The sequence below is a fragment of the Spirillospora sp. CA-128828 genome (assembly GCF_050945415.1).
GTDB lineage: Bacteria > Actinomycetota > Actinomycetes > Streptosporangiales > Streptosporangiaceae > Spirillospora.
In genome coordinates, this window is sequence record NZ_CP191986.1 from 8,977,425 (window position 1) to 8,990,074 (window position 12,650).

Annotated in this window: 12 protein-coding genes and 1 pseudogene; 3 read left to right on the plus strand and 10 right to left on the minus strand. The window is 71.7% G+C overall.

All coding sequences use genetic code 11. The annotated features are described in order from the left end of the window. Positions 1-205: 205 nt before the first annotated feature. Positions 206-436, minus strand: coding sequence for a LuxR family transcriptional regulator (locus ACQPXG_RS43100; protein ID WP_067629094.1), 231 nt, complete (start codon positions 434-436; stop codon positions 206-208). A 417-nt stretch (positions 437-853) separates the two neighbouring features. Between ACQPXG_RS43100 and ACQPXG_RS43105 the strand changes: the two genes are divergently transcribed. Both ACQPXG_RS43105 and ACQPXG_RS43110 read left to right on the plus strand, forming a co-directional pair. Then, a complete protein-coding gene (locus tag ACQPXG_RS43105) occupies positions 854-1,948 on the plus strand; it encodes a LacI family DNA-binding transcriptional regulator (RefSeq protein ID WP_433464910.1) in 1,095 nt (364 codons plus the stop codon). A 57-nt stretch (positions 1,949-2,005) separates the two neighbouring features. Continuing rightward, positions 2,006-3,223 carry a cytochrome P450 gene (locus tag ACQPXG_RS43110; protein WP_433464911.1) on the plus strand — a complete coding sequence of 406 codons (1,218 nt, stop codon included), beginning with the start codon at positions 2,006-2,008 and terminating at the stop codon, positions 3,221-3,223. On the opposite strand, the gene lysX is transcribed toward ACQPXG_RS43110, so the two are convergent. From lysX to ACQPXG_RS43125, 3 genes and pseudogenes are all read right to left on the minus strand, one after another. Continuing rightward, entirely contained in the window at positions 3,210-4,664 is a 1,455-nt protein-coding gene (gene lysX / locus ACQPXG_RS43115; protein ID WP_433470156.1) for a bifunctional lysylphosphatidylglycerol synthetase/lysine--tRNA ligase LysX, read from the minus strand. The two genes, ACQPXG_RS43110 and lysX, sit on opposite strands and share 14 nt — an antisense overlap. A gap of 32 nt (positions 4,665-4,696) precedes the next feature. Beyond that, positions 4,697-5,458, minus strand: coding sequence for a LysR family substrate-binding domain-containing protein (locus ACQPXG_RS43120; RefSeq protein WP_433464912.1), 762 nt, complete (start codon positions 5,456-5,458; stop codon positions 4,697-4,699). Positions 5,459-5,506: 48 nt separating this feature from the next. Further along, positions 5,507-5,608, minus strand: a pseudogene (locus ACQPXG_RS43125) (helix-turn-helix domain-containing protein); the annotation flags it as partial. 143 nt (positions 5,609-5,751) lie between these two features. Here ACQPXG_RS43125 and ACQPXG_RS43130 point away from each other — a divergent pair. Further along, positions 5,752-6,948 carry an RNA-guided endonuclease InsQ/TnpB family protein gene (locus ACQPXG_RS43130; RefSeq protein WP_433464913.1) on the plus strand — a complete coding sequence of 399 codons (1,197 nt, stop codon included), beginning with the start codon at positions 5,752-5,754 and terminating at the stop codon, positions 6,946-6,948. 39 nt (positions 6,949-6,987) lie between these two features. Here ACQPXG_RS43130 and ACQPXG_RS43135 read toward each other — a convergent pair whose 3' ends face one another. From ACQPXG_RS43135 to ACQPXG_RS43160, 6 genes are all read right to left on the minus strand, one after another. Continuing rightward, entirely contained in the window at positions 6,988-7,770 is a 783-nt protein-coding gene (locus ACQPXG_RS43135) for a type III pantothenate kinase (RefSeq protein WP_433464914.1), read from the minus strand. 14 nt (positions 7,771-7,784) lie between these two features. After that, positions 7,785-8,642, minus strand: coding sequence for a carboxylating nicotinate-nucleotide diphosphorylase (gene nadC, locus ACQPXG_RS43140; RefSeq protein WP_433464915.1), 858 nt, complete (start codon positions 8,640-8,642; stop codon positions 7,785-7,787). Beyond that, entirely contained in the window at positions 8,639-10,267 is a 1,629-nt protein-coding gene (locus ACQPXG_RS43145; RefSeq protein WP_433464916.1) for an L-aspartate oxidase, read from the minus strand. The genes nadC and ACQPXG_RS43145 overlap by 4 nt, the downstream gene beginning before the upstream one ends. 90 nt (positions 10,268-10,357) lie before the next feature. Next, the gene (panD, locus tag ACQPXG_RS43150) at positions 10,358-10,774 is read right to left on the minus strand and encodes an aspartate 1-decarboxylase (RefSeq protein WP_433464917.1); all 417 of its coding nucleotides are present in this window, start codon (positions 10,772-10,774) and stop codon (positions 10,358-10,360) included. After that, the gene (panC, locus tag ACQPXG_RS43155; RefSeq protein WP_433464918.1) at positions 10,774-11,634 is read right to left on the minus strand and encodes a pantoate--beta-alanine ligase; all 861 of its coding nucleotides are present in this window, start codon (positions 11,632-11,634) and stop codon (positions 10,774-10,776) included. The genes panD and panC overlap by 1 nt, the downstream gene beginning before the upstream one ends. A gap of 17 nt (positions 11,635-11,651) precedes the next feature. Next, the gene (locus ACQPXG_RS43160) at positions 11,652-12,623 is read right to left on the minus strand and encodes a Rossmann-like and DUF2520 domain-containing protein (RefSeq protein ID WP_433464919.1); all 972 of its coding nucleotides are present in this window, start codon (positions 12,621-12,623) and stop codon (positions 11,652-11,654) included. Positions 12,624-12,650 lie beyond the last annotated feature (27 nt).

Genomic DNA, 12,650 nt, shown 5'->3' on the forward strand with positions numbered 1-12,650 from the left:
GGTGCGCCGTCCTGAGCACGTCCGTCCTGAGCGCCCGGATGACCAGGATCTCCGACCCGAATGCCGTCCGCGGCGACGCCCCCTGCAGGGACCTACCTGTCAGGTTGCCGGCGCCGCCGCTGCGGGGTCGGACGGGATTCGGATGAGCCGCCTGGTTCTCCAATGACGCCCGCCCGTCCCCTGGCGAGCGTCGGGGGTGTCACAGCTAGATGAGCTGCCTTCGGGCCGCCCACACCACGGCCTCGATAGGGGTGTTGACCTCCAGCCGGTCGCAGATCGTCCGCAACCGGCGCCGCAAGGTCCGGGCGCTCAATTCCAGCTTGCGTGCCGCCACATCGGCGGTGACACCGCTGGCGATCTGGGCGAGCAGCCGGATCTCCTCCTCGTTCAGCCCGAAATCGTCGGTGCCACGACGTGCGAGTGTGGCTGTTTCCACTCCGTCCTCCCTCGTCCGAGGTGATGACCGCGGGGATGCAGCCGTCCGCTGCACAGGCACGGGGTTGGCCTTGATCTGTACGCGCGTTGGGTTGCCGGGTCCGGAGCCCTCCGGACTTAGATCATCGGGTTCCTTTTCTGTCTCGCGAGCTTGGCCGGAGGTGGCCGCATGGCCGATTGCAGGGGTGTACGGGGGAACTCCGGGTGACGATTCAGGCGTTGGCCTGCCGAGGGAGACGGGATGAGGTCGCCAGCCATCCGCACCCGCCCCTTCTCGCCGGACCCGCCGATCTCGCAGTGAACGAAGATCGTGAATCGTTTCAAGCTACGCTTCGGCTCGGAACGCTAGGCGGCCGGATCCGGCCCGTCAAGCGCCATTCAACGGCAATATGCGGCCGATTGGTCACAATGCGTGACAGTGCATTCGGCGCCACAACATGCAAAACTCCACTACCTGGGAAAACGCCCCTGGGCCGGGACGAGGAGCAAGTTGCCACAGACCAGTATTCGTGAGGTCGCGAGGCGGGCTGGAGTCTCAGTTGGGACCGTTTCGAATGTCCTAAACCGGCCAGATCTCGTGGCCGAAGCTACCCGTGACCGGGTTCGCGCGGCGATCGAGGAGCTCGGATTCGTCCGCAACGAGTCCGCGCGCCGGCTCCGCAGGGGGCCGGAACGCACCGCGGGCGAGTTCGGCGATCAGCCGCGCCGGGCCTTCGGCGTCGTCGTCGAGGACCTGACCAATCCGTACGCGACCGACGTCGCGTACGGCGCCGAGGCGGCGCTCAACGCGGCGGGCCACGACGCCCTGTGGTTCTCCAGCGACCATTCCGCCGCCAAGGAGCGCCGTTCGCTGGAACTCCTGCAAGAGCAGCGCGCCGCCGGGGTCCTGATCATCCCGGTCGGGCTGGGCGCCCGCGACATCTCCCGGCTCCGTGCCGCGGGCATGAGCGTGGTGCTGATCGACCGGGACGCGTCCGACGCCTGCTCCGCCCAGGTCGACCACGTCGCGGGCGGTGAGATCGCCGCAGCGCACCTGCTCGGCATCGGCCGCCGGCGGATCGCCTTCGTGACCGGCGTTCCGGAGCCGCAGTCCTGCGTGGAGCGCCGCGCCGGAGCCGCCCGCACGATCGCCGAGGCGGGTCTCGGCAAGCCCTCGACCGTGATCCGGGACGGCCTGAACCCGACCGCGGGCCAGGCGGCGGCGCACCAGATCATGGCGATGTCGCCGCGGCCGGACGGCGTGTTCTGCGCCAACGACCTGCTGGCCATCGGCCTGATCAACGAACTGACCCGGCTCGGCGTCCGCGTCCCCGAGGACATCGCCGTGATCGGCTACGACGACATCGAGCTGGCCGCGAGCGCCGCCGTCCCGCTGACCACGATCCGGCAGCCGCGCCGCGAGCTCGGCTGGGAGGCAGCCGAGCTGGCGATGGCCGAGATGAGCGAGGGCGAGTCGCACCAGCACCGGCAGGTCGTCCAGCGGCCCGATCTCGTGATCCGGGAGAGCGCCTAGCGGTTCGGTCCGCCGACGCTATTGACAGTCCGTCTGAGATTCGGGTGCCCTGGGGACATGGCCGATGGGACGGGACAGGCGGGTGCGGCGGCGGTTCTCGGGTTCGATCCGGGCGATCCCGCTTTCCGGGCCGACCCGTACGCGCATTACCGAACGCTCGCGGCGGACGGGCGGAGCCTGACGCGGACGGACGTCGGGCTGCGCGTCACCACGTCCTACGAACTGAGCGAGCGGGTGCTGCGCGACCCGCGGTTCGGGCACCGTCCGGAGGGCGGCGAGCCGTGGCGCGGCTCGGTGGCGCGGAACCGGTCGTTCCTGACCATGGATCCGCCGGATCACACCCGGCTGCGGCGGCTCGTCAGCAAGGCGTTCACGCCCCGCCTCGTGGAGAGGCTCCGGCCCCGCGTCGAGGAGCTCGTCGACGAACTGCTGGAGGACGTCTCCGGCGAGGTCGACCTGATCGCCACCCTGGCGTATCCGCTCCCCGTCATCGTGATCAGCGAGATGCTCGGCGTCCCGCCCGAGGACCGCGACCTGTTCAAGGTCTGGTCGGACAGCCTCGCACGCGGACTCGACCCCGACTTCCTGCTGCCGGAGGCCGAGATCGCGCAGCGAGAGGCGGCCCGCGCGCAATTCGGGGCGTACTTCCAGGAACTGGCCGCGAAGCGCCGCGCCGAGCCGCAGGACGACCTCCTGAGCGCGCTTGTGAGCGTCTCTGACGGCCAAGATGCCCTCACGGAGGAGGAACTACTCGCCACGTGCGTCCTGCTGCTCGTAGCGGGACATGAGACGACCGTGAACCTCATCGGGAACGGCGCGTTGGCGCTGCTTCGCGACCCCGGCCAATTGGCACTGTTCAGGGAGCGGCCCGGGAACGTACAAGCGGCCGTGGAGGAACTGCTGCGCTACGACCCGCCGGTCCAGCTCACGCTGCGATCGGCCTTGGAAGACGTAGACCTGGACGGGACGCTCCTAGAGCGCGGCAAGCTCATCCTGCTCCTGACCGGTGCCGCCAACCGCGATCCGGCCGTTTTCGAGGATCCGGACCGGCTCGACCTGCTCCGCTACACCGAGGGGCGCGACACCCCGAAGCACCTGTCGTTCGGCCACGGCGTCCACTTCTGCCTCGGCGCACCCCTGGCCCGGCTGGAGGGCCAGGTCGCGCTCGGCAGGCTGTTCGAACGCGACGTGGCCCTCGCCACCGGCGACCTGGTCTACCGGGACAACCTCGTCCTGCGCGGGCTACGTGACCTTCCGGTCACTATTCGGGCTTGACCAGCGGGAACAGGATCGTCTCGCGGATGCCCTTGCCGGTGAACGCCATGATCATGCGGTCGATGCCGGCGCCCATCCCGCCGGTGGGCGGCATGGCGTACTCCAGGGCGCGCAGGAAGTCCTCGTCCAGCTGCATGGCCTCGGGGTCGCCGCCCGCGGCGAGCAGCGACTGCTCGGTGAGGCGGCGGCGCTGCTCGACCGGATCGACCAGCTCGGAGTAGGCGGTGCCCAGTTCCGTCCCGAACCCGATGAGGTCCCACTTCTCGGTGAGGAGGGGCTCCTCCCGGTGCTGGCGGGTCAGCGGGGACGTCTCGACCGGGTAGTCCATGACGAACGTGGGCTGGACGAGGGTGTGCTCGACGAGCGCCTCGAAGATCTCCTGGACGAGCTTGCCCTGCCCCCACTTGGGGTCCCAGGAGATGTCGCGGGCGTCCGCGAGCTTGCGCACGGCCTCGATCGGCGTGTGCGGGGTGACCTCCTCGCCGAGCGCCTCCGACACCGACCCGTAAAGCGTGATCCGCGGCCACTCCGCCAGGCCGAGGTCGATCTCGGTTCCGTCGTGGACGACCACGGTGGTGCCGAGGGCGGCGACGACCGCCTTCTGGTACATCCGCTGGGTCAGGTCGGCCATGTCGTTGTAGTCGAGGTACGTCCCGTACGCCTCCACCATCGTGAACTCGGGGTTGTGCGTGGAGTCCGCGCCCTCGTTCCGGAAGTTCCGGTTGACCTCGAAGACCTTCTCGATGCCGCCGACGACGAGCCGCTTCAGGTACAGCTCGATCGCGATGCGCAGGTAGAGGTCCATGTCGTAGGCGTTGATGTGCGTCCTGAACGGACGCGCCGCCGCCCCGCCGTGGATCGGCTGGAGCATCGGCGTCTCGACCTCGAGGTAGCCCTGCTCGTGCCAGAAGTCCCGCACCGCGCGGACCGTGGCGCTGCGGATCCGCGCCGTCTTCCGGGCCTCGTCGTTGACGATCAGGTCGACGTAGCGCTGCCGGACCCGCGCCTCCGGGTCGGTCAGCCCGGCGTGCTTCTCCGGCAGCGGCCGCAGGCACTTGGACGTGATCGCGAACCGGTCCGCCATGATCGACAGCTCGCCGCGGCGGGACGTGATGATCTCGCCCTCGACACCGATGTGGTCGCCGAGGTCGACCTCGCGCTTCCAGAATTCGAGCTGCTCCTGCCCGACCTTGGCCAGCGACAGCATGACCTGGATGTCGCCGGAGCCGTCCCGGATGGTGGCGAAGCACAGCTTCCCGGTGTTGCGGACCAGCATGACGCGTCCGGTGACGCCGGCCTTCTCGCCCGTCTCGGTGCCCGGCTCCAGGCCGGTGTGTTTCGCGCGGATCTCGGCGGTCGTCGCCGTCCGCGGGAAGGTCACCGGGTAGGGGTCGATCCCGCTCTCGCGGAGCCGGTCGAGCTTCTCCCGGCGCACGCGCATCTGCTCCGGGAGCTCGTCGAAGGTCTCGTCACTCACATCGCAAGGCTATCCAGGCCGTCCGGTGCCCCGCGAACGACTTCCGCACTGTCGCCCGGTCCGGGCGGCGGTCCGCCGGAGACGACGGGGCCTAGATCGCGGGCGAGCGCGGCGGCGAGGGACCGGAACGCGCGGACCCGCGGGTCGGGGTCGCCGCGGCGCGTCGCGAGGACGCTGCTATCCCACGGCGCGTCCACGATAGGGACGAACCGGACACCCGGCCACGGGTAGAAGCGCGCGAACGACCGCAGCGCGGACCCGACGCCGCGGCCGGCGGCGACGCTGTGCAGCACGTCCTGCGGGGTCCGCGCCAGGTCGGGGCCGCGCCGCCCGAGCTGGCCGTTCACGGCGGTGGTGAAGTACAGGTAGTCGGTGAACACGGCCGGCGTGCCGTCGGGGACGGCGACGATCGGCAGGTCGAGGACGTCCGCGAGCCGCAGCGCGCCGGCTTCGGCGAAACGGCCGTCCGCCGGGACGCAGACGATCCGCGGCTCGGTGGTGAGCACGTCGCACTCGACCCGGTCGTCGTCCGGTGCGGGACGTACGAAAGCGACGTCCACCTTGCGCTCGACCAGCGCCGAGACGTGCTCGGTGAAGTCGAGCGGCGCGATGGTCAGCCGGGTGCGCGGCCACGCCCGGCGGAACGCGCGGACGATGGCCGGGGTCAACTCGGCCGAGCCGTGGCCCATCACGCCGACGCGCAGCGCCGGATCGTCGTCCTCACGCGGGCCGGCGACCGCGACCGCGGCGGCGTCCACGGCCGCGAGGGCCGCCCGCGCGTGCGGGACGAGCCGTTCGCCCGCCTCGGTGAGCCGCAGCGGGGAGCGTTCCAGCAGGCGGACGCCCAGCTCCCGCTCGAGCCGCTGGACGTGCGCGGTGACCGCGGGCGGGGACAGGAACAGCCGCGCCGCCGCCCGGGCGCGCCGTTCACATGGCGCCCACGGCGCGGGGGGCTCCCGCCTTTAGGGCGGCGAGGGAACGTGGCCGGTGCCGTAAGGTGCTCCGCAGAGAGGACGGCGGGTCGTCGGTGGTGGCCGGTAGCTTTCTGGGCATGTCCCGTTACCGTCTGCAGCCGACGCTCGCTCAAGAGCAGGCATTGCTGGAGCATTGCGGGCACGCCCGGTTCGTCTGGAATCTCGCCGTCGAGCAGCACGCCTGCTGGCGGCCGGGGCGCGGGTCGGCACCGGGGTTCGCCGAGCAGTGCCGCCAGCTCACCCAGGCGAGGGCGGAGTTCGCCTGGCTGCGCGGCGGGTCGGTGACGGTGCAGCAGCAGGCGCTCAAGGACTTCACCCAGGCCATGGGCCACTACTTCGCCGGTACCCACCGTCGCCCGAGTTGGCGTAAGGCCGGGCGACATGAGGGGTTCCGAGTCGTGGCACTCAAGCCCGGTGACGTCCGGCGGGTGTCGCGGCGGGTCGGTCAGGTGAGGGTGCCCAAGGTGGGGTGGGTGCGGTTCCGCTGGTCCCGGCCCGTCCCCGATGCCGCCAAGTCCTATCGCGTCACCCGGGATCGGGCAGGGCGCTGGCATGTGGCGTTCGCCGCCCTCCCCGCCCCCATCCCCGCACCCGGCACGGGTGAGGCGGTGGGGGTGGATCGCGGCGTGGCCGTCAGCGCGGCATTGTCGACCGGTGACCTCCTCAATGCGCCAGGCCTGTGTGAGACGGAGTACATACGGCTTGCGCGGTTGCTGCGCAAACTCGCCCGCGCCCAGCGCGGCTCCAAGCGGCGGGCCCGGATCAAGGCCGCGATCGCCCGGCTGCGGGCCCGCGAGATCGACCGGCGCAAAGACTGGATCGAGAAGACCTCCACCGATCTGGCCCGCCGGTTCGACATGATCGCCGTCGAGGACCTCAACATCCGGGGCATGACCCGCTCGGCCAGGGGCACCGTTGGAGCGCCAGGTCGCTGCGTGGGTCGGAAGGCCGGGTTGAACCGGGGCATCCTGGCTGCCGGGTGGGGTGCTCTGGTGACCCGGTTGGAGCACAAGGCGCCTGGACGCGTCGTGAAGATCGATCCGCGGTACACGTCGCGGACCTGTAACGCCTGCGGGCATGTCGCCGGGGAGAGCCGCAAGAGCCAAGCGGTCTTCGCGTGCGTGACCTGCGGGCATAGGGTCAACGCCGACGTGAACGCGGCCATGAACATCCGCGATACGGCCGCAGGGCATGCGGTCGCTGCACGGGGAGGCCCGCCATTAGGTAGGCCCGCGAACCGTGAACCTCAACACGACCTGCCCCTCACGGGGTAGCTGCTGTTGGAATCCCCCTCGTTCACGAGGGGGAGGATGTCAAGGAGTGTTCCGCTCGTAGATGAGGCGGAGGCCGATGAGGGTGAGCCACGGCTCGAACACGTCGATGCTGCGGGACTCCTCCAGGACCAGCGGGGCGAGGCCGCCGGTGGCGATGACCGTGACCTCGTCCGGTTCCTCGGCGAGTTCCTCGGACATGCGCTCGACGATGCCGTCCACCTGCCCGGCGAAACCGAAGATGATCCCGGACTGCAGCGCCTCGACGGTGTTCTTCGCGATCACGTTGCGCGGCCTGGCCAGCTCGATCTTGTGGAGCTGCGCGCCGCGCGACGACAGCGCGTCTATCGAGATCTCGATGCCGGGGGCGATCGCGCCGCCCACGTACTCGCCCTTGGCGGAGACGGCGTCGAACGTCGTGGCGGTGCCGAAGTCGACCACGATCGCGGGACCGCCGTGGGTGTGGACGGCCGCGAGCGCGTTCACGATGCGGTCGGCGCCGACCTCCTTGGGGTTGTCCATCCGGACCGGGACGCCGGTCTTGACGCCCGGCTCCACGATCACCGCGGACACGTCGCCGTAGTAGCGGCGGCACATCTCCCGCATCTCGTGCAGGACGGACGGCACCGTGGAGCACAGCGCGATGCCGCTGATGTCAGTCTCCGCCAGCAGCGGGCTCTGCTGGACCAGCCCCTGCAGGACCACCGCGATCTCGTCGGCGGTGCGCCGCGGATCGGTGTTGATCCGCCAGTGCTCGATCACCTCGTCGCCCTCGAACAGGCCGAGGACGGTCTGGGTGTTACCGACGTCGATGGTGAGCAGCATCCGGTCCCCGCTGGTCAGGAGAAGTCAAGGCCGATGTCGAACACGCGCGCCGAGTGCGTCAGCGCGCCGACGGCAAGGTAGTCCACCCCGGTCACGGCAACGTCTCGGGCCCGCTCCAGCGTAAGGCCACCGCTGGCCTCAAGCTCCGCCTCCCCCGCCACAAGGCGCACCGCCTCGGTCATCTCGGCGTCGGTCATGTTGTCCAGCAGAATGCTCGCCGCGCCCACCGCGAGGGCCTCCTCGACCTGGTCGAGAGTGTCGCACTCCACCTGGATGTGCAGGGACGGGTACACGGCGCGGATCGCCTCGTACGCCTTGGTGACGCTTCCGGCCGCGGCGATGTGGTTGTCCTTGATGAGGGCGGCATCCTGCAGGCCCATGCGATGGTTCACGCCGCCGCCGCAGTGCACGGCGTACTTCTGCAAGGCCCGCAGGCCGGGGAGGGTCTTTCGGGTATCGCGGACCTTGGCCTTGGTGCCTTCCATGGCGTCCATCCACCTGCGCGCGGCGGTCGCTATTCCGGACAGGTGCGTGAGGAGGTTCAGGGCGGTCCTTTCTGCTCTGAGGACGGCCCTGGTCGGTCCGCCGACCGAGATGAGGACCTGCCCGGGGACGACCCGGTCACCGTCGGCCGCCCTTGCCTCGTACGCCACGTCCAGCAGTTCGAACACGACGCACGCGACCGGAACACCTGCGACGACACCCTCCTCGCGCGCTCGCAGCTCCCCGGCCGCGGTGTCGTCCGGTGCGAAGATCGGCGTGCTGGTGACGTCGACCTCCCCGTCCTCGGCCAGCGCCGTCCGGACGAGGTTTTCCACAGCCTGTGGATCGAGCCCGGCGGCGCTCAGCCGCTGCGAGAGTTCGGGTGTCATGAGCGCTTTCCTTCCAGAGGTTCGTAGGTGGTCGTCAGGACGTTCCCCGCCAGCCGGGTCACGAGGTGGCCGCGCCACGTCCCGTCCGCGCGCTCGGGGAAGTCCTCCCGCCAGTGGCTCCCGCGCGTCTCCTCCCGCCGCCGCGCCGCCGCCACGATCGCGGACGCGACGGTGTGCAGGTTGGTGGCCTCCCAAGCCTCCACGCCGGGCTCCGCGCTCCGGCCGTCCCCGAGCCGCTCCAGCTCGGCGGCGGCCCTCTCCAGCCCTTCCGCTCCGCGCAGCACCCCCGCGTAGGAGGTCATGACCCGCTGAATCTCCCCCCGCGCTTCCGCCCCGAGCAGCCCACCCACCCCGGAACGCTCACCGGGAGTGGGGAGGGTGGCGGCCAGATCGTGGGCCAGGGCGGTGGCTATTCGGCCGGCGAAGACGAGGCCCTCCAGGAGGGAGTTCGAGGCGAGGCGGTTGGCGCCGTGGACGCCGGTGCAGGCGACCTCACCGCAGGCGTAGAGGCCGGGGACGGATGTGCGGCCGTACAGGTCCGTGCGGACGCCGCCGCTGGCGTGGTGGGCGGCGGGGCTGACCGGGATCGGCTCCTTCACGGGGTCGATGCCGTGATGCCTGCACACGGCCAGGATGGTCGGGAACCGCTTCTCCCACATCGCCGCGCCGAAGTGCCGGCCGTCGAGGAGCATGCGGGACGCGCCGGTCTCGTGCATCCGGTTCATGATCCCCTTGGCGACGACGTCGCGCGGGGCGAGTTCGGCGAGCTCGTGGCGCCCCACCATGAAGCGCTCCCCGGCGTCGTCGACGAGGTGGGCGCCCTCGCCCCGGACGGCCTCGGAGATCAGCGGCTGCTGCCCGGTCGCGCCCTCGCCGAGCCACAGCACGGTCGGGTGGAACTGGACGAACTCCAGGTCGGTGACCTCGGCTCCGGCGCGCAGCGCGAGCGCGACACCGTCGCCCGTCGACACCTCGGGGTTGGTCGTTGCGGAGAACACCTGGCCGAGCCCGCCGGTGGCGAGCACGACGGCGCGGGCCCGGACGGCGCCGACGCCGCCCGGCTGGCCCTCGCCCATGACGTGCAGGGTGATCCCGGCGGCGCGTCCGGCGGCGTCCTTCAGCAGGTCGAGGACCAGCGCGTGCTCGATGACCTCGACGCCGGAGTCCTTGAGCTCGGCGAGGAGGGCTCGGCTGATCTCCGCGCCGGTCGCGTCGCCGCCGGCGTGCGCGATGCGGCGCCGGTGGTGGCCGCCCTCGCGGGTCAGCGCGATGCCGTCGCCGGTGCGGTCGAACGCGGCGCCCAGCTCGATCAGCCCGCGGACCGCGTCCGGGCCCTCGGTGACGAGCGCCCGGACGGCGTCCTCGTGGCACAGCCCGACGCCGGCGGTCAGGGTGTCCGCCAGATGCTCCTCCGGCGTGTCGTCGGGCGCGAGCGCGGCGGCGATCCCGCCCTGCGCCCAGCGGGTGGACCCGGCGTCCAGGAGGGCCTTGGTGACAAGCAGGACGCGGCCCTGCGGACGGCAGCGCAGCGCGGCGACCAGGCCGGCGATGCCGGAGCCGATGACGACGACGTCGGTTTCGGCGGTCCAGCCGGGTGCGGGGGCGTGGAGAACGGAAGGGATCACTGGCCCTCCTCCGGGGTCGAGGTTCTCGTCATTATGACCCTAACCCCGGACCAGTCGAACCCCCGGCCCCCCGCCTACGGCCGGAACGGGTCAGCCGTGGACGAGGTCGCCGCGCGTGGTGCCGGTTCCGGGAATGGGCTCGGCGGGGTCGGAGCCCAGCGAGATGATCTTGTTGGACCGGTCGACGTGGACGACGGCGGGGACGAACTCGCGGGCCTCCGCATCGGTCATCTGCGCGTAGCTGATGATGATGACGAGGTCGCCCGGCTGGACGAGGCGGGCCGCCGCGCCGTTGATGCCGATGACGCCGGAGCCGCGCTCGCCCGCGATCAGGTAGGTCTCCAGCCGGGCGCCGTTGTCGATGTCCACGATCGACACCTGCTCGCCGGGCAGCAGGTCGGCGGCGTCCATCAGGTCCTGGTCGATGGTCAGCGAGCCGACGTAGTGCAGGTCGGCCTGGGTGACGGTGGCGCGGTGGATCTTCGACTTGAACATCGTCCGGAACATCAGTGCTCCTTGCCGAACTGGAGGGAAACGTTGTCGATCAGGTGGGTGGCGCCGACGCGGCCGGCGACGGCGAGGACGGCCGGCCCGGCGTGCGAACCCGCGACCGCCGTGAAGGTCGAGGGGTCGACGAGGACCAGGTAGTCGAGGCCGAGGGGCGGATCGGCGGCCGTGGCCTTGTCGAGGACCGCGTTCGCGGCGGCGGTCACGGCGTCCGGGCCCGCGGCGGCGGCGTCCGCCCCGGCGCGCAGGGCGCGCGACAGGGCCAGGGCCGTCTCGCGCTCCGCCGCGGAGAGGTAGCGGTTCCGGCTCGACAGGGCCAGGCCGTCCGGCTCGCGGACGGTCGGCCCGCCGACGACCTCCACCGGCACGTTCAGGTCGGCGACCATCCGGCGGATCATCGCGAGCTGCTGCGCGTCCTTCTCCCCGAAGATCGCCACGTCGGGACGGACGAGGTTCAGCAGCTTCAGCACGACGGTGAGCATCCCGTCGAAATGGCCGGGCCGCGCGGCACCCTCGGCGACCTCGCCCATCGGCCCCGACTTGATCGTGACCTGCGGCTCGCCCGGGTACATGATCTCGCGGCCCGGCGCGAAGACCAGGTCCACGCCCTCGGCCGCGCACGCTTCGAGGTCGGCGGCGAACGTCCGGGGGTACCGGTCGAAGTCCTCGCCCGGACCGAACTGGAGCGGGTTGACGAAGATGCTGACCGCGACCGTGCCGGCCCGCCGCCCGGCCTGCCGGATCAGGGACAGGTGCCCCTCGTGCAGCGCGCCCATGGTCGGGACGAGCGCCAGCGTGCCCTCGACCCGCGACCGGGCCTCGGCCAGCTCCTCCCGCGTCCGCACGACGACCGGTGTCACGTCCGTCCCCTTCCTCGTCAGTCGGCCAGTGCTTCGAGGAGCCGTTCGGCGTCCTCGGGCTTGAGGAGTCCGGCGCCGAGGGCCCGGTCGGCGGTGAGGCGGGCCAGCGCCACGTAGGCGCGGCGGCTCTCCGGCGACACCTTGGCCAGCTCCGCGACATGGCCGGCGACCGTGCCCGCGTCGCCGCGGGCGACCGGACCGGTGAGGCCGTCGATGCCGAGCCGGAGACCGTTGTCGAGGGCGGCGCCGAGGAGCGGGCCGAGCATCCGGCCGGGTTCGGCGACGCCCGCCCGGCCCAGCAGGTCCATCGACTCGATGACCAGCGTGACCAGGTGGTTCGCGCCGCCGGCCAGCGCCGCGTGGTACAGCGGGCGGGCCTCCTCGGTGATCCAGACGGGCTCGCCGCCCATCTCCAGGACGAGAGCCTCCGCGACCGGCCGCAGCGGCTCGGGGGAGGTCACGCCGAACGAGATGCCGGTGAGTCGGTTCACGTCGTCCGGACGTCCGGTGAACGTCATCACCGGGTGCAGGGCCAGCGGCAGCGCGCCCGCGCGGGTGAGCGGGTCCAGGACGGCGGTCCCGTACCGCCCGCTCGTGTGCAGGACGAGTTTGCCGGTGACCTGGACGCCCGCGGAGACCAGGCCGGCGGCCAGTTCGGGCAGCTCGTCGTCCGGGACGGTCAGCAGCACCAGATCGGCGGCGGCGACCACGTCCGGCGGCGGGGCCGTGTCCGCGCCGGGGAGGCGATCCTCGACACGGGCACGCGACCGTTCGGAGACGGCGGCCGCGGCGACCACGCGGTGGCCCGCGCGGGACAGCGCGGCGCCGAGCGCCGTGCCGACGCGGCCGGCGCCGACGACGCCGACCGCGAGCCGCGCGGGCCGGTCCGCGGGGTTCTCCGGCTCGTTCCTCCGGTGGGGGGTCGTCCCCCCACCGGGGCCCGGCCCGTCTCCGGGCGCGCCGGAAGAGGGCGTGACCTGTGGGTCCATCGGTTTCGTTCCAGTCCTCAGGTAGGT